The organism is Blautia parvula (genome assembly GCF_020215665.1).
Classification (GTDB): domain Bacteria; phylum Bacillota; class Clostridia; order Lachnospirales; family Lachnospiraceae; genus Blautia; species Blautia celeris.
Map to the genome: position 1 here is coordinate 3735840 of NZ_CP084061.1, position 17840 is coordinate 3753679.

A 17840-nucleotide genomic window follows, 5' to 3' on the forward strand; every position below is an offset into this window, starting at 1 on the left:
TGATTACTGCACTTTCCAGACATTTGTCCAAGGTGTTACAAAGAACATCTGGTTGTCTGCCTTCTGTACGAAATCCTGCACAGCCGGATTCAGGCCATGGATAACATTCTCATTAGAGTAGAAGATACCCGGCAGCTGTTCTGTAACGATCCTAAGTGCTTTTTTATACATTTCCGCACGTTCATTCTGGTCGGTCGCTTTCAATGCATCGTCAAGCAGCTGGTCAACTTCTGCGTTGGAGAATCCCTGTCCGTTTCCAAGAGCACCAATCTCTTTGCTGGAGAACAGTTTGTTCAGGAAGAAGTACGGGTCCGGATACCATGTCCAGGACATACCGTACATATCAGCGTTTCCTGAAGATGCGGACTCACTGAAGGTACCCCACTCGCTCTTGTTAATGTTTACTGTAACATTCAGGTTTGTCTTTAAGTAAGCCTGTACCAGAGTTGCCATTTTTTCACGTAATGCTGTGTTTGAAATATAAAGGTCGCATTCAAATCCATCCGGATATCCAGCTTCTGTAAGGAGCTTCTTAGCGCCTTCCGGATCGTAATCCGGAACCAGTTCTTCACAGGATGCGTCATATCCCCATGATCCCGGCGGCAGAGATAATTTAGCCGGAACAGCTTCACCGTACTGGTAGATGCTGGCTGTCATTTCCTCTACGTTGATTGCTTTGATCAATGCTTCTCTTACTTTTATGTCGGCTGTCGGTCCATTTACCTGATTGAAGTAAATGTAAGCCACGTGCAGACCCGGCATCTCCATTAACTGCAGCTTGGAGTCATCACGTACGGACTGAACAGCTTCGCCGGTAATACTGGATGCGATGTCGATCTCACCAGTTTTCAGGGCATTTGCTGCCTGGTTGGAATCTGTGATCACTTTGAATACCAGTTTGTCCAGGTTCGGTTCAGCTACCCAGTAATCCGGGTTCTTAACCAGTACAGACTGCTGGTCAAGCTCGAAGGATTCCATTGCGAACGGACCGGTACCTACCAGATGCGCACCGAACTCATCGCCCCATCCCTCAACTTCTTCTTTGGGAACTACGGAGTTTCCTGCGTCTGTGAGGGCTGTCAGGAATGCTGCATTCGGCTCAGCCAGTGTACATGTAACTTCCCAGTCACCTGTCACTTCTGCGTTCTCCAGCATATCCAGACGGTTCAGGGATGATTCCTTTGCGGAACGGTTTAAGGAATAAGCAACATCATCTGCTGTCATCTCACGTCCATCCTGGTATTTACCTTTCTGGAACTTAACACCCTGGCGGATCTTGAACACATATGTAAGTCCGTCATCGCTTACTGTCCAGCTCTCTGCCAGTGAAGGTACGATTTCTGATAAATCCTTGTTGTACTCAACAACTCTGTCACATACATTGTTGATTACCTGGCCTTCATAGGAACCTGTATACATAGCCGGGTCCAGATTCCTCGGTGAAGAGGACAGGGATACGGTAAGGGTACCACCCTTTGTAGGTTCATCAGGCACTTCAATCTTTTCTTTTTCCACCTGTTTTGTTTCGCCGCCGGATTCTGTTCCTGCTTCGGTTCCCTTGTCAGCCGTGTCTTTTTTGCTGTCGTTTCCTGAGCTTCCACACGCTGTCAGGGAGGATACACAGAGTACAGCAGCAAGAGCTAATGCTAAACTCTTTCTTTTCATAATTTTCCTCCTTTTACTGCCTTGTTGTAATACTTTACCAAGATAAAGTTATTTATTTGCCCCATCTCTATCAAATTTTCCTCAACGAAATGTAGCCTGAGACAAATTTTATAGGTATTATACCTTTTAGTGCTTTAAATTGCAACTCCTTTTTCGACATAATATGCAAATTCCTATTGATTTTCAGCGGTCATTGTTATAGACTGGATAAAAACGCACATTTATGGGAGGAATTTGTAATGATATTAAGACAGGTTCTGGAATTATTCGACTTGCTCGACACACCGTCAGCAAACGGAAAACAGATCACAGATTTATTAAAAGAGCGCGGCGCACACGAAGTAACCGTGGAAACCGTCACAAGTGAAAAAGGCAGCACAGACTGCATCACTGTACTGATCAAGGGCAGCAACGGAAAATCAAGCGGCGGCAGCGCACCGACTCTGGGTATCATCGGACGTCTGGGCGGCCTGGGCGCACGTCCGGAACTGACAGGCTTCGTTTCCGACGGCGACGGTGCTCTGGCAGCACTCTCCGCAGGCCTCAAGCTGGCAGAGATGAACAAAAACGGCGATGTACTCAAAGGCGACATCCTGGTTGCCACCCACATCTGCCCGGATGCACCTACACAGGACCACTATCCTGTTCCGTTCATGGATTCATCCATCGACATGCAGACCAACAACGAAAAAGAAGTGGACCCGCGCATGGATGCCATTATCTCCATTGACACCACAAAGGGCAATAAAGTCATCAACACCAACGGCTTTGCCATCTCCCCAACTATCAAAAGCGGCTACATTCTGGAAGTCAGTGATGACCTCTTAGACGTAATGACCCGCGTGACCGGAAAACTGCCCTATGTATTCCCGGTTTCCCAGCAGGACATCACACCTTACGGCAATGACCTGCACCACTTAAACAGTATCCTGCAGCCCGCAACCGCTACAGATGCCCCGGTAGTAGGTGTAGCCATCACCACAGAGCAGCCGGTAGCCGGCTGTGCAACAGGTGCCAGCCATCCTCTCGACGTAGAATCTGCAGCAAGATTCGCAGTTGAGGTAGCCAAAGATTACGGAGAAGGCAAAATTTCCTTCTACAACGAACAGGAATACGCTCACCTTCTGGAACTCTACGGTGAAATGAAAGTCTTCCAGACCTTCGGCAAATAAACAAACACAGTTACGAAACAAATACAAATCTCACAACAAAAGACAAGGTGCTCACTATGAAAAAATCTGATATGAACAACACTCCGGCCAGCCGGACACAGACAAAAATAGGAGCCATCACCATAGGACAGAGTCCCCGGACCGACATTACCGGGGACATCTGTCCTTTATTGGCTCCCAACATCACCCTGCAGGAATACGGTGCCCTGGACCCTTTTGACGCTGACTATATCAACCAAAACTTTGCCCCCGGCCCTGACAGCTCTGTTCTGGTCACCCGCATGCGCGACGCCTCCCAGGTCATTATCGGTGAGGAGCACATCCTCCCTCTGGTCCAGTCCTGCATCACCCGTGCCGAAGCCGACGGCTGCCAGGCCACCGTCCTCCTATGCACAGGCAAATTTCCCAAACTAAAACACCAAAAGATGCTCATCATCCCCCAGCCCCTCATACACAGCGTCCTCAAAAAGCTGGCCGATGACCGCCCCATAGGCCTCCTGGTCCCCGACGAATCCCAAATCCCCCAGGCGGAAAGCTGGTTCTCTGAGAGCGACATTCAAATCAAGGTCCGTGCCCTCTCCCCCTACCTTGAAAACACCCTCCTGGAAGAGCGCGCCCGCTCCCTTCAGCAGGAAAACCTCTCCCTGATCCTCCCCGACTGCATGGGCTACAGCATCACCCTAAAAAACCAGCTCCAAACCCTCCTAAAAACCCCAGTCCTCCTCCCCCGCGCCTTCATCTCCTCCCTCCTAAACGAACTCTACGGCTCCTGACCCCCAGGAGCCCCATCCCGCAGCGGGCTTAGTCCTGCTTAGGCAAAACGAGGCCCCGGTGCCTTGACCGGGGCCTTTTTTTGGCTTAGCAGGACTTGACCGCGGAGGCTGCCCGCGAAAGAGAACGGCTGGGGTCTGCCTGCTCTTCCTTCGCTTATGCCGTCCGTGAGCCACTTTCATTCGTGTGCCACAATCATCTGTGAACCACTAAAAATCCCTAATTGTTATAAACAACCACCCCATCAATAACAACCCACTTCACCAAAGACTCCACCTTAAGCGGACTCCCACTCATCACAACAATATCTCCATCCTTCCCCACTTCCAACGACCCGACTCTATCCTCAACTCCCAAATGTTTTGCAGGATTTATCGTAATCGCCTTCAAAGCATCAAACTCATCCATCCCCGCCTTCACAGCAAGTCCTGCGCAAAGCGGCAGATATTCCTGAGGAATCACCGGCGCATCCGTGATAATAGAAACCTGGCATCCCATAGAAGCCAAAACTCCCGGCGTCGTCCAACTCTTATTCTGCAGCTCAAACTTCGTGGCATGAGTCAGCGTCGGTCCCACAGCCATAGGCACGTGCTCACCCGCCAGCTCATCTGCGATCATATGTCCCTCTGTCACATGCTCCAGCGTAATATCCAGCCCAAACTCTTTTGCAATACGCAGGGCTGTAAATATATCATTAGCCTGATGTGCATGTGCCTTCAGAGGTATCTCTTTCTTCAGTACAGGGATCAGGGACTCCAGCTTCAGATTAAACTCCGGCTGCTTCTGCACATCATCCCCTGCCGCCTCTTTCTTCTCCATATAAGCCTTTGCCTTAAACAGCTCATTCCTGAGAAGTGCCGCAGTTGTCATCCTGGAAGTATCCCCCTTATCCTGGTAACAGTTCTTGGGATTCTCCCCGAACGCGCACTTCATTGCCACAGGATATTTCACTACCATTTTATCAATCCGTTTACCCGCAGTCTTCACTGCCGCAAAGGTTCCGCCCAGTACATCCGCACTGCCCGGACCGGTTCCTATGCAAGTTACTCCTGCTTCTCTTGCATGCTGGAAGCATGGGTCAAAGGGATTGATTCCGTCGATCGCACGAAGCTGAGGCGTCACCAGATCGTTGAGTTCGCAGTAATCCCTTCCCTCATAACCGATTCCGTAACCGTCCAGACCGGTGTGGCAGTGTGCCTCCACAAACCCCGGATACACCTCCAGGCCCTCCGCGTCGATCACTTCTGTCCCCTCCGGAATTTCCAAATCCGCACCGATTCCGCGAATTTTTCCATCCTCGATCAGGACATCTCCTTTGATGGGTTCCTTCTGTGTCATTGTGTAAATCAGACCATTTTTAATGCATAACATAATCTTATCCTCCGTAAAATTTTACTCTTATGTTATCATACTGCAATTCCTGCAGTTAGACAATACTGCTTTCAGTAATACCCTTTCGCAGCACCGGCTTTACGGAGTCTCTTTATACACATCTGTACGTACACTGCCGATTTTACCGTCAGCAGTAAAAGCTATGAACATATTCCATGACTGATCAGCAAATTCACATGGTACCTGCACATTGGAATAATCCCCTGCCTGAGCTCCCAGCCAGGCGGCTTTTGTTCCTTTATATTCACCTGACGCTTCTACTGCAGCCGTTATAGACTGTTCCAGCTCCCCGCTGTCTACAATAGCCTTCATCTCATCATCATATTCGTAATCATTCACCAGATTATCATGATTGGCAGCGATCAGATCCTCCGTAAAAGCAACTGCAGTCTCCATGAGCTTCCTTCCGTCACTCTCAGAAATCTGTTCTGCCTCTGCTGCCGGGCCTTCCATATCAACTTCAGGTACATCTTCACCCGGTGTCTCCGTATCTGCGGAAGCTTCCTGCTTTTTATCATCCTTAACGGTATCCTTATCCGCCTTGTCTGTCTTGTCCCCACAGCCTGCCAGTGCAAATACTGCTGCTGTCATTAAAATGACTAACGCTTTTTTTCTCATTATACTCCTCCTGTCCGCGGCAGTGCCGCTGTTAATTCGTTTCTGCTTACACTATACCATGTCTTTTAAAAATCGCAAAGCGCCATTACATAAAATATGGTTTTTCAAACAAAAAACGACATAGTTTCTTCATATAATAATGTCATTCTTTACCAATCTTCAGAAATTGTCGATGATTATCCGTTGCCATTTCAGGAAAGATGCGTTACTATAGGACTGACCTGTTGACTATATTCGATAGAAAGGATTTACCATGCAGTTACAAGTTAAAAACATACTTTCTAACCGTTCACGCATTTATGTTCTCTGTGAATTAGTCTTTCTCGCGGGAATTTTTGTCTTCTGCGCGTACTGGGCACACCTGCTGCCTCTGGATGCCGGTCCTGACGAAAAAATGCGTTATGATATCCCCATGTACATTTACGAACACGGCAGACTCCCCCACGGCGGTGACCCCTCCATAAGAAATCCAATATGGGGAACCTCCTATGCGTTTCTGCCCATATTATCCTATATAATATCAGCCCTGTTTATGAAAATCATGAGCATTTTCTCCACAGACCCCCAGCATCTTCTGTGGGCCGCCAGGCTTGTATCTGCCTGCTTTACCACCGGAGCTGTATTCTTTGTCTTCCGCACCGGCAAAAAACTGTTTGACGGATACAGCAAATGGTTCTTTGTCTGTCTGGTAGCTGTTCTGCCTGAGGCTCTGTTCATGGGTGTCTATGTAAATAACGACGCCATGGCGATCTGCTGCGGCGCGGCGATCATATACTACTGGATCATTGGCATGGAGAGGAATTGGGATATCCCCAGCTGTGTACTACTTGGCCTCTGGCTTGGGCTGTGCGCCATGTCATATCTGAACGCTTACGGCTTTCTGCTCTGCAGCATTTTTGTCTTTACCCTGAGCTGCCTGACCGACAGTAAAAAGCAGATTGACTGGAAATACTGGCTGAAACGGGGGCTTGTGGTTGCGGCTTTCGGCCTCCTGATCTGCGGATGGTGGTTTGTCCGCAATTATATGATTTACGACGGAGACTGGCTGGGGCTGGCTACCAGCAACGACTTTGCCGACCGGTATGCACAGGAGCAGTTCCGCCCCTCCACTGCCCTCTCCTCCGGACGGGCACAGGGCTACACCATCCTCTCCATGCTCACCGGACACTGGATGTTTGATGTCCTGCGCAGTTTTGTGGGTGTGTTCGGGCAGTTCCAATACTGGGTGGATTCCTGGATCATTGTCCTTTACTACATTTTATTCACAGCAGGACTGATCGGATGCCTGATGCAGGCGGGTAAAATGTTCCGAATCCGGAAGGATGGGGAGATACAGAAAAAGGCTGTTTTCAACTGGGGAATGCTGATCGCTGCCCTCACGCCTGTCATCCTGAACTTTTATCACTCCTACTGGGTGGATTACCAGCCTCAGGGACGCTATATGCTGCCCGGGCTTGTGCCCATGATGTACTTCACTGTATGCGGTATCACATATTTGGCAGAACGCTTTATCCCTAAAATGAAATACCGGAATATCCTGTCAGCTATTCTCTGCAGTGCTCTGGTACTGATCACCATAAAAGAATTTTTCCGTATTTATTAAAAAAGCTTCCCGCACGCCATGTGCGGAAAGCTTTTTTTCTGCGTTTCTGCGGTAAAGTATCCTTGTATTTACAGCCTTTTTTCAAACCCATATTCCCGCAGTACAAAGTCATCAAATTTCTCCTCATAAATGCCCTCTGCCTGTGCAAACCCATTCTTACGGTACAAATGTACTGCAGGTTCATTGATATCTACAACGAACAGGCGCAGATACTCCGCATTTTTCTGCAAAGCAAGTTCCGCCGCGTTCCTAAGCATTACCCTGCCCAATCCCTGCCGCAGGTATTTTACATTCACACCGAGCCGGTCTATATAAAGAGCTTTTGCATCTGCATTTTCCCATTTCACAAAAGGTTCCCCCTCATTGGATTCACATAAGGCAAACGCTGCCGCTATGTCATCCCCATTTTTGAGTATATACAGGCGGCCAGCCCTGATATCCTCCTCCAAAAACTCACAGGGATAGATCTCATACCATATCCGGACATTGATGTGGTTCATATGGTCTGTTATTTCCCTGAACATTGCCTTTAATTCCGGCAGCTCTCCCATATACGCCGGCCTTACATCCATATCCGCACCTCCCTTATTTTTTCCTCACATCACTGGGTTTACACCCGTATATCTCCCGGAACATTCTGTTAAACAGCTTATAATTGGCAAACCCATGCTTCTCCGACAGTTCCATGACCCCTTCCCCTGTACTGCACAGATCATGGTAAATATGCATCAGCCGTATCTGATTTACATAACGCGAAAATGTCACGCCCATATTCTGTCTGAAGAAACGGCTGAAATACTCCCTGCTCAAATAAAAATGGGATGCGATCTCCTCCAGAGATATTTTCTCCGCGTGATGTTCTTCAATATAGGCCGTCATCTCCGCCAAACGTTCCAAAACAGTTTCATCGTTCACCGCTCCTGCAAAATCCTCCGCAGCAGAGAAATGGTTCACCAGTTCAAAAAGCACCTCCATAGCCACAGCCTGGCTCTGCAGGCGGTAACCCGGAGGCCTGGTCACATACAAGGGCGGCAGACGCTTTAAAAGTCCGCATATCTCCAGGTATTTATCCAGTTTTTCCTTTTTCAGCGTCTGTCTGGAACAATGGATACGGTACTCGTCAATCTTTGACATATAATTCTTCATAATGGCCCTGGAATAGTGGATCACCACCATCATAGAGACTCTGGCACACTGTGCCTCATGGATCTGGTTGGAATCCACAACAAGAAATTCCCCTGCCACCAGACTGTGGTCTTTTCCTTCTATAGTAATAGTCGCCGTCCCGTTCAGCACATAGATCAGCTCAATGGCGGAATGCCAGTGGGGCGGGCTGTACCGTCCCTTCTTTGTATGGTAGGCAATATGGATCCCTGTTTTCTCAAGCTCGAACAACGGCTCATAAATCATTTTCTGCAAATAAATACCTCCGTCAATGTCAACATTGCCCTAATAAATAGCTAAAGAAATATCTAAAATCTGCTGTTAACTCATGATAACATAATATACGTAGTAAGGAAAAGCAAAAAATGAAAGGAGATTTCATTATGAACAAATACACAATGTATGCGGGTACTGCAGGGGCTATCCAGACAGCGGAAGCAAAAGAAGAAAAGAAAGCATCCTTATGGGAGCGTTTCATAAACTATATGATTGAAAATGTAGACATCATCGCACCGGGTATCATTATGATGAACGGCGGTTATTACGTGCCGACAAAAAAATAATATAACCGCTATGAGAGAGAAACAGTTCAAAACACACCGGAACGAATAAACAGCAGGATAAGCTATCAAAAGCCGCCTGCTGTTTTTCTTATTCACATCTTTATTTTTCCTATTCAATCTCCCTTAACTGCTCCACCACACTGCCTTTGTTCCAAAGTCTGTCCACAATGGCAGAAATAGCGGCTGAGAGAAGAAGACAGATCAGCGCAGTGACAACCGCCGGAAGAATAGCAAACCGGTATCTGGCAAACCACCATCCTGCCGTCAGACCTTTAACCAATGTCAGGGAAACCACTGCACTGATGGCGATTCCCGCTGTGCCTGCCAGTATAGCGTACATGATGCCCTCATATATAAATAATTTTCTGAGCTGTCCCTTTGTCATGCCAATGCTCCTCATAGACGCAAATTCCCTCTGCCTTGCTATGGCACCTGTAAAGATCACGTTGATCAGATTGAGCACACCGATCACTCCCAGGATCAGGGATACAATAATTCCCACCGCATTGTAAGTTCCCTGGGTTTCTTTAAACTCCTCTTCCGCTGTCAGCCTGGTCAGCACGGACAATCCGTTTTTTTCTGAATAATCCTGCATGTAGGAATTTATGCTGTCAAAATAACCTTCTTCTGTGTCAAACAGACAGTGGATCGGATTTTGGCTGTCCGGGAACATCTGTGCAAAGACCGGTTCCGCAAACGTAATCGATTCGTATCCGCCTGAACTGTAGGACATATTCAGGGAATTCATTGTACCGATCACAGCCATTATAGTATATTCCTTCTTATTCCCCTGGATATCCAGTTCTATCTTATCCCCCGCGTGAAACTCCTGTACATCAAAATTATATTCTCCCCTGTCGCTGAGGAAGCCGTTCACCACAACATAATCACCGGAACAGAGCTTTTCATAGTCAATCTCTCCCTCAATCACCTCTGCTCTCATAAAAGCATTTTCATCAAAACCATACATCATCCTGTTTCTGTCAAACTTTGTTATATCGTCAGGTGTTGCCTCTCCGTTTATCTTCGTCACCTTTGCCAGGTCTGCTTGATCCTCTGTATTCTCCTCATCGGGGACCATCCGCACATATACCTGGCTGAAATCCTTTATGCCTTCCAGTCCGGCAAGCTCCTGTGCTGCTTTGCGGGGAATCACTTTGAGGTAATCTTCCGTCATACTTTTCAGATACTCATCACTGCGCACATCAAAATCCGCGGCGGTCTGATGGTTTACATAAGTTTCCTTATCCATACTTCCGGTAAAATTTAATACGCTGTTCAGGAGAATGACGCTCAGACAGATGGATAAGATCACCAGAACCGTTTTCCCCTTGCTTCTTCCCAGGTTGGCTGCTGCCATCTGCAGGATGCGGTTCCTGGAATCCTTGCCTTTTTTCTGTTTCTTCTTTCCGCTCCCGGTTCCATGGTATTTTAGGGCTTCCACCGGGGAGATTTTTCCGGCTATTTTTCCGGGCCTGCTGCAGCTTATCCTCACCGTGAGGAGTGTAAATGCAGCGGCAAACAGCCATACCCACACATTTGGCTTAATAAATACGGTTTCGCTGTAAGATGTACTGGCCATGACCAGAGGCTGCAGCGCATTGCCCAGCAGCCATCCCAGTACCAGGCCTGCCGGAATCCCCACCAGGGAGAGCATCATGCCCTGACGGCTTACCATGTAACGGATCTGCCTCGGTGCAGTCCCGATGGTCTTGAGCTGACCGTACAGGCGAATGTCCTTTTCAATGGAGATCTTAAAAATGTTGTATATGATCAGATAACCGGCCAGTAAAATGAGCAGCACCCCTACTGCCATGATCACTATGGTCTGTCCGGAATCCATGGATTTTGTCTCGTATACAGGATTCACATGGTGAATGATAAATCCTTCCTCACCACGTTCCGCATCCGGGTTATAACCCATCTTTTTCACGATACTGTCCAGGGTTTCCCTGATCTTCTTTTCAGAGGCGAAGGTTCCTCTGACCGTATAGCTGTCCCTCTTCGATTCGGCATATTGAGAACTGAGTTCCCCGATCACTTTATCCGCAAAACTGTCGGTTACCATGATCGTGGTGCGCTGTTCATGTTCCATTCCCTTCCAGATTCCGCATACTGTCATCTGCGCTTCTTTTTTACCTTCTATGGTTTCATATTCCAGTGTAAAAGATGTACCGGTTTCTTCGGGAAGTCCGAGGAGATCCAGAACTACGGTGTCACAGGCTATCTCGTTATCTTTTTCCGGGTAATGTCCCTTTTCCAGGTTCATGAAACTGTTTTCCGCGGCTGCCTTGCTCATCCAGCCGACTGTGGCTGTCAAATTCTTAAATTCCGGGTTTACAGCAATGGCAATACTTCTTTCCATACCCGTCTCTGTAAATACCGGGTCCTCTACAAGCTCATCTGCCTGCCCTTTGGAAAGCCCTTTAATGGATACCATATACCTGGTTCCTGCCTGGCGGAACATCTGCTCTTTTGTGGATATCATTGTCCCCTGTGCCACGGTTGCAAGCGCCGTAAATAATACTGCCGTAAGAATAATGGCAAGCACTGCTATGATATTCCTGTTTCTGTTTGCCTTCAGGCAGTTGTTGGACAGGGTTTTGATAAATTTTTTATTGTTGTTGTTCAGCACCATTACCTTGTCCTCCTAAAAGTTTTCTTTTCTTTCCACGATTTTCCCGTCTTCAATGTGAATCATCCGGTCCGCGATCTGCGCCAGTTCCGGGTTGTGGGTTATCATAACCAGTGTCTGGCTGAACTCCGTGCTGGTCATTTTCAGAAGCTGCATGACTTCCAGAGAGGTCCTGGAATCCAGGTTGCCGGTAGGTTCATCTGCCAGGATTATGGCCGGCTTGCTGGCCAGAGCTCTTGCGATGGCAACCCTCTGCTGCTGGCCGCCGGAGAGGTTGTTTGGAAGATTGTCCAGTTTCTCCTCCAGATGGAGCAGCCGGATGATCTCTTTCACATAGCTTTTATCCACTTTATTTCCGTCCAGCTCTATGGGGAGAACAATATTCTGATATACATTTAAAATAGGAACCAGATTATAGTTCTGGAACACAAATCCTATATTTCTTCTGCGGAAAACGGTGAGCTGTTCATCGTTCATCTTACCAATCTCCCTGCCACCTATCTTCACGCTGCCGGAACTGGGAATGTCCAGTCCTCCCAGCATATTCAGGAGCGTTGATTTTCCGCTGCCGCTGGTGCCTATAATGGATACGAATTCTCCCCGCTCCACCTGTACGTCAACGCCGTCCAGCGCTCTGGTGATATTTGGTTCCTGTCCGTAATATTTTTTCAGATTCTTTGTCTCTAAAATATATTCCATATTTTTTTCCTGCCTTTCCTTTGATGAATATAGCATACAAAAAGATTATCTCAAACTCTTCTCAAAAAAGTAACAAGTTTGAGATAATCTCTCTACTGTACCACAGGCAGGTTGACATAAAACTCGGTGCCCTTTCCCGCTTTTGACCGTACCTCTATAAAACCTCTCTCTTTCATGACAATCTCTCTTGCCAGATACAGGCCGACACCCACGCCGTCCTGGTCCGCCACTTCCGGTTCCCGGTAAAAGCGCTTGAAGATTTCTGTGATCCGTGATTCCTCTATGCCTTTTCCGTCATCCTCTATGCCTATCCGCACATAAAAATCCGTCACCTGCGCCTGTATGCGGATATTTCCCCCCACACCGGTGTATTTTACCGCGTTATCCAGAATGTTAAACACTGCCTCCAAAGTCCATTTTCCGTCAAAGACGGCTTTCAGGCTGTCCTCGCATGCCATCTCTATATGAATCTGTTTTTCATCCGCTTTCAGCGCGACATCGCAGACTGCCTGTTCCAGGAGCTGTCGGATGGAGTTTTCCTTTGGCTGTACCTTCACAATGCCGTTCTCCAGCCTGGACATTTTGATCATACTCTTCATGAGAAATTCCAGCTTGTCTGTCTGACGTTCCGCTGCTGCCAGGAACTGCTGCCGTTTCTCCTCATCCAGGTTCTTCTTCTCTAAAAGACTGTGGTACATCCTTACATTTGCTATAGGTGTCTTCACCTGATGGGAGATATCCGCCACCATAGTTTCAAGCTGCCGGCGCTGTATCTCATTCTCTTGTGATTTCTGATCCAGGATCTCACAGAGGCGGTGCAGCTTGGACTGCAGTTTTCCGGTCAGGGTATCTTCTTCCTCCTGAAATACGATCTCTTTGCTGCCTGCGATCATGGCATCCAGGCATTCCCCCATTTGACGGCTGTACTGGAGCAGCCGCTTTCTCACCAATGCCATGATAACGGCAGACGCCAGCAGGCAGATAAGGGAAACAGCCAATATTAATTTTTCCATTCTGTTTTCTTCCCCTTCCACTGATATCCCATACCATACAGCGTCTTAATGTAGGCATGGTCCCCGGATTCAATCTTCCTGCGCAGTCTGTTGATGTTCACTGCCACGGCGTGCTCATCCACAAAGTTCCCGGTGTTGTCCCAGACTTTCTCCAGCAGCAGAGTTTTTGTCATAACCCTGTCGGCGTTGGCGATCAAAAGCCGGAGGATCTTAAATTCCGTAGGTGTCATAGCCAGAGGTTCTCCCTCCAGGGTGGCTGTCATGGTATCAAAATCTATCTTCAGACAGCCGTCATCGTATTGGATCCGCTCCCCTGGGCCTGCAGAAGTCCTTCGCAGGGCTGCCTGAAGCCTTCTGTGGAGAATAGGCATCTTAAAGGGTTTTGTGATATAGTCATCCGCTCCGCAGTCAAACCCCCGCATCTCGTCCCGGTCCATATCCCGGGCAGTGAGAAATATGATGGGAATGTCCTTTTCCGCTTTTATGGCTCTGCAGAAGTCAAACCCGTCACCGTCCGGCAGGTTGCCGTCCAGGAGGATCAGATCCACCTCATTTTCACTGAGGACAGACATGCCCTCGCCCAGAGTCAGCGCGGAGTATACTTTGTAGTTTTCTGCTTCCAGGTCATAGGTGAGGCCTGTGTTCAGGTCTTTGTCATCTTCGATCAACAGTATTTTATTCATAGGCTGCTGCACTTTCCTTTGCTGTATTTTCAGGGATTTCCTGATGATCCGTTATATAAAAGTTGTAATCAGTATAGCATTTTCTTATGGGAAATCCTATCCCGGAATGACAGAAACCATATTTTTCTTCCCCCGCACCGCATTCAGCCGAATTACAAAACAGACACCATTGCCGTCACCGGCAACCGTGTCTGTCTCTGTTTCATTTCTTACCAATATGTTTTCCAGTCCGTCAGTTTTCTTGTCAGCGCTTCCAGATAGAAATAATCCCCCCACAGATTGCATTCATCCACACCTCTGTCTGTCACACTGTTGTAAGGGCTGCTCTTGGCATAGACCCCGTGAAGCAGCAGACCGTTTGACTCTTTTATGGATGTGACTGCATAGTGGTCTATAAGGTTTTCCAGCATCTGGTCTGCCTTTTCCTCATAAAAAGCCTTCTCCTTCTTATCTAAACTGCCGTTCTTGCACATTTCCATCATACCGCATACCGCGGCTGCAGCCGCGGAGGTATCTCTCGGTTCACCGCTTCCCCGGGAAAAGCTCAGATCCCAGTAGGGTACCAGATCCTCCGGAAGATGATCCATATAAAACGCCGTCACTTTACGGAACAAATCCTTACATGTCTCGTCTTTTGTGTAGCGGTATGCCAAAGCCGTTCCGTATATTCCCCATGCCTGGCCTCTGGCCCATGCGGAGTCATCCTTATATCCCTGTGCCGTCACTCCGCGCACCGGTTCCCCGGTCCTCGGATCAAAGAAAAATGTGTGGTATGTGGAGAAATCTTCCCTCACCAGATTCTGTATGCTGGTCTTTGTATGGCGCACAGCAATCTCCCTGTACTTTCCGTCTCCGGTCACATCGGATGCCCAGTAAAGCAGGGGCAGGTTCAGCAGGCAGTCAATGATCAGGCGGTAGTTGTCCTCCGCTCCCAGAGGCCCCCATGCCTGGATGAAACCGCCCTTTTCCTGAAAACGGCTGATAAGCTGTTCGGCTGCCATGACAGCAGCCTCCTTTGCCCTCTCGTTTCCCGTAAGCTGATAGGCTGCCACACAGGACGGTGTATATAGGAATCCCATGTCATGGTGTTCCACGTCAATTTTATTTTTTATTCTGTTATAGAAGCTGTCCGCCTGTATTTCCGCTGACTTTCTGAATGCCTCATCCTTTGTCAGCTCATAGGCCAGCCAGTAAGTCCCGGTGCAGAATCCTGTGGTCCACTCTACATTCTCCGTTGCAGGGTAGAACTGATTTTCACTGTTGGAACCGGGAAAACAAAAGGTATAATCCTTCAGGTTCTCCTTCAGAATGGATACCGCCGTATCTGCAGCTCTCTGCAATTTTTGCCGCTCCATGACATCCTCCTTTTATCTATTTTGTCACTTTTACGTAGTTATCGTATGCTTTCTGCTGAATTTCAATGGCCTTCTCAATGTCCCTGTCCTTCAGCTCCTGGATAAACGCGTCGTACTCATCGTCAATATTGCTGGAGCCTAAGATCCAGCTCTGCAGTTTTTCATATACAATAGGCTCAATTCCTGACATGATACTCTTATATTCATCCATTCCGTCGGTGCTCAGCTTCAGCTCCGGAAGTTTCGGTGCCTTAAACCATTCGTCATGTGCATCGTACAGCTCATTTGCCGCCTTGCCTGCTTCATTCATGGTAGCGTATTCATAGTCTGCTGCCTGTACATAGCCTGCACGGTACTGGGAGCCTAAAGAACGCAGATACTCCACAGGAGCCAGCCCGGAATTAAATACTTCCTCTGTAAATGCCTTATTTCCCTTGTCATCCACTGTATAGGTCTTGCCCTCAATGCCCCAGTTCATCAGATCGGAACCTTCCTCTGTGAACATAAAATCCATGAACTTGATCACGCTCTCCGGGTCCTTGCACTGTGAGGAAATGCCCCATCCGCACTCTGCGTAACGATAGTCACGCTCTTTCACATTTCCGTTCTGGTCCTTCAGCGGAGCGATGGCTGTCATCTGGAATCCCGGAATTTCCTCACCCAGGGAGTCATTGTAGTTTCCTGTACTTACCCAGTCATGGGTAAATCCGCCGGTGTTGTTGCTCAAAAGTGTATCCCTTGCTGACATTCCCCTTGTAAAGATTTCCGGATCGATCAGTCCTTCCTTGTACCACTGGGCAAGGTTCTTCACCGCGTTTTTATAATTCTCTGTCAGCGGTTCGTAAGTGATCTTGCCGTCGCGGGGATAGAAGGAAGCACTGGAATCCCATAAGGCCAGATATTCACCCATCTCCGTTTCTGCGGTAGCGGAGCGGTCAAACAGCGGGATCTCATCAGCCTGTCCGTTTCCGTTTGGGTCATTGTTTTTGAATGCTGTCAGTACATCGTGCAGCTCATCTACGGTTGTAGGTGCCTCCAGGCCCAGCTTATCCAGCCAGTCCTGGCGGATCCAGTAGAACTGTGAAGATTTTAATTCTTTTCCCAACGGAATATTGTAGATATTCCCATCCTCTGCTGTCGCCTGGTATTTCAGGTTCGGGTCACTGTCCAGGGCTTCCTTGATATGTGGTGCATGTTCCTCGATCAGGTCATTTAAAGGAATAACTCCGCCGTCCTTGCCCAGTTTCTCTATATCTGTAGTCAGGTCGCAGGCAATGATATCGGCAAGCTGACCGGATGCAACCATGTTCTGGAATGCAGTGGCGTAGTCTGAGTTGGAGGAAGCCACAACGCCTTTTAGTTTCACGCCTGTCTTTTTCTCCACTTCTTTCCACACTTCCCAGTCAGAATTGAACGGTGTCCCTGACAGGAACATGAAGGCAGTAAACTCCTTGCTGCCGTCCTTGCCTGATGCTGTCTCTTTGCTGCTTTCTTCCTTGCCGCAGCCAGTCACTCCAAACGCCATGGATGCTCCCAGAACTGCTGTCAGTAATAATGCTGTGATCTGTTTTCTCTTCATTATAATAATCCTCCGTTTATGATCAGCCTTTTACACCGCCGACGGTGAGGCCTGTTTTAAAATATCTCTGAATGAACGGGAATACCACGATCATCGGAACGATTGCCAGAATGATCAGTGCGTATACCTGTGTAGTTGGTGATGTTAAGGATGCCTTTGTCACAATAGCCGCATCCGACGGATTGGAAACCCGCTCTACGATCAGTTTTTTCAGGAAAACCTGAAGGGGTATCTTATTGTCATCTTTCAAAAGCTGCATTGCCCAGAAGTATCCGTTCCAGCGGCTGATACCATAGAATAGCCCCACTGTGGCAAGCGCCGGCTTGGAAAGGGGAAGATATATATTCCAGAATACCCTGAAATGCCCTGCCCCGTCAATGAATGCCGCTTCCTCCAGCGCTTCCGGTACCTGTTCAAAAAAGCTCTTCATAATGATCAGGTTATAGGTCTCAATGGCAAATCCGAAAATGATCGCTGTCCTTGTATCCAGCAGACCCAGGTTGTTGAAGTTCATGTAAGTCGGAATAATACCTGCGCTGAACCACATGGTGAATACCGTAAACAGGGTCAGAAGCTTTCTTCCCATCAGATATTTCTTGGACAATGCGTATGCCATGGTCGTGGTAAAAAACATATTTGCCATGAGTCCGAACACGGTATAGAAAATGGCATTGCCATAGGAAGTCCACAGTCCGTCCCTCTTAAACACAGCTTCATAGCTGGCTGTGGTAAATTCTTTGATCTTCAGCAGCACATCCCCATTCTCCACGAAGAAAGGCTTGCTGAAGGAGGAGATCAATACATAATATATGGGGTACAGGGCAATGAATGTGATTACGATACCGAGAACGATCATTACCGCATTGAAGACACGCTCTCCCATTCCGATGACCTGCCCCTGTTTTCTTTTATTTCCTGCCATCTCTCT

The 17840-nt window shown here is 48.0% G+C and carries 16 protein-coding genes; 4 read left to right on the forward strand and 12 right to left on the reverse strand.

Annotated features, from left to right (window positions below):
* Positions 1–3 precede the first annotated feature (3 nt).
* The gene (locus tag LC508_RS17140) at positions 4–1665 is read right to left on the reverse strand and encodes an ABC transporter substrate-binding protein (RefSeq protein ID WP_033140007.1); all 1662 of its coding nucleotides are present in this window, start codon (positions 1663–1665) and stop codon (positions 4–6) included.
* 239 nt (positions 1666–1904) lie between these two features.
* Between LC508_RS17140 and LC508_RS17145 the strand changes: the two genes are divergently transcribed.
* Positions 1905–2837, forward strand: a complete 933-nt coding sequence (locus LC508_RS17145; protein ID WP_033140008.1) for a DUF1177 domain-containing protein — start codon at positions 1905–1907, stop codon at positions 2835–2837.
* A gap of 56 nt (positions 2838–2893) precedes the next feature.
* A complete protein-coding gene (locus LC508_RS17150) occupies positions 2894–3610 on the forward strand; it encodes an AroM family protein (RefSeq protein WP_225305201.1) in 717 nt (238 codons plus the stop codon).
* Between the two features lie 217 nt (positions 3611–3827).
* On the opposite strand, the gene LC508_RS17155 is transcribed toward LC508_RS17150, so the two are convergent.
* A complete protein-coding gene (locus tag LC508_RS17155; RefSeq protein ID WP_103731143.1) occupies positions 3828–4979 on the reverse strand; it encodes an amidohydrolase in 1152 nt (383 codons plus the stop codon).
* 99 nt (positions 4980–5078) lie between these two features.
* Positions 5079–5618 (reverse strand): DUF3887 domain-containing protein, encoded by a 540-nt coding sequence (locus tag LC508_RS17160; protein ID WP_103731142.1) that lies wholly within the window; start codon positions 5616–5618, stop codon positions 5079–5081.
* Positions 5619–5871: 253 nt separating this feature from the next.
* On the opposite strand from LC508_RS17160, the gene LC508_RS17165 reads away from it, so the two are divergent.
* Positions 5872–7221 (forward strand): ArnT family glycosyltransferase, encoded by a 1350-nt coding sequence (locus tag LC508_RS17165; RefSeq protein WP_103731141.1) that lies wholly within the window; start codon positions 5872–5874, stop codon positions 7219–7221.
* Positions 7222–7289: 68 nt separating this feature from the next.
* Here LC508_RS17165 and LC508_RS17170 read toward each other — a convergent pair whose 3' ends face one another.
* Positions 7290–7793, reverse strand: a complete 504-nt coding sequence (locus LC508_RS17170) for a GNAT family N-acetyltransferase (protein WP_103731140.1) — start codon at positions 7791–7793, stop codon at positions 7290–7292.
* 13 nt (positions 7794–7806) lie between these two features.
* Positions 7807–8631 (reverse strand): AraC family transcriptional regulator, encoded by an 825-nt coding sequence (locus LC508_RS17175; RefSeq protein ID WP_103731157.1) that lies wholly within the window; start codon positions 8629–8631, stop codon positions 7807–7809.
* A gap of 137 nt (positions 8632–8768) precedes the next feature.
* On the opposite strand from LC508_RS17175, the gene LC508_RS17180 reads away from it, so the two are divergent.
* Positions 8769–8948 carry a hypothetical protein gene (locus LC508_RS17180; RefSeq protein WP_054351777.1) on the forward strand — a complete coding sequence of 60 codons (180 nt, stop codon included), beginning with the start codon at positions 8769–8771 and terminating at the stop codon, positions 8946–8948.
* Positions 8949–9057: 109 nt separating this feature from the next.
* On the opposite strand, the gene LC508_RS17185 is transcribed toward LC508_RS17180, so the two are convergent.
* The 7 genes from LC508_RS17185 to LC508_RS17215 form a co-directional block, all read right to left on the reverse strand.
* Positions 9058–11586, reverse strand: a complete 2529-nt coding sequence (locus tag LC508_RS17185) for an ABC transporter permease (RefSeq protein ID WP_103733128.1) — start codon at positions 11584–11586, stop codon at positions 9058–9060.
* Between the two features lie 12 nt (positions 11587–11598).
* Positions 11599–12282, reverse strand: a complete 684-nt coding sequence (locus LC508_RS17190; protein ID WP_033140016.1) for an ABC transporter ATP-binding protein — start codon at positions 12280–12282, stop codon at positions 11599–11601.
* Between the two features lie 92 nt (positions 12283–12374).
* Positions 12375–13295 carry a sensor histidine kinase gene (locus tag LC508_RS17195; protein WP_103732730.1) on the reverse strand — a complete coding sequence of 307 codons (921 nt, stop codon included), beginning with the start codon at positions 13293–13295 and terminating at the stop codon, positions 12375–12377.
* Positions 13283–13978, reverse strand: coding sequence for a response regulator transcription factor (locus tag LC508_RS17200; protein WP_103732729.1), 696 nt, complete (start codon positions 13976–13978; stop codon positions 13283–13285). Before LC508_RS17200 ends, LC508_RS17195 begins: the two co-directional genes overlap by 13 nt.
* A 209-nt stretch (positions 13979–14187) precedes the next feature.
* Positions 14188–15333 carry a glycoside hydrolase family 88 protein gene (locus LC508_RS17205; RefSeq protein ID WP_103732728.1) on the reverse strand — a complete coding sequence of 382 codons (1146 nt, stop codon included), beginning with the start codon at positions 15331–15333 and terminating at the stop codon, positions 14188–14190.
* 16 nt (positions 15334–15349) lie between these two features.
* Positions 15350–16912 carry an extracellular solute-binding protein gene (locus LC508_RS17210; RefSeq protein WP_033140020.1) on the reverse strand — a complete coding sequence of 521 codons (1563 nt, stop codon included), beginning with the start codon at positions 16910–16912 and terminating at the stop codon, positions 15350–15352.
* A 22-nt stretch (positions 16913–16934) separates the two neighbouring features.
* A complete protein-coding gene (locus LC508_RS17215) occupies positions 16935–17834 on the reverse strand; it encodes a carbohydrate ABC transporter permease (protein WP_033140021.1) in 900 nt (299 codons plus the stop codon).
* Between the last annotated feature and the right edge of the window lie 6 nt (positions 17835–17840).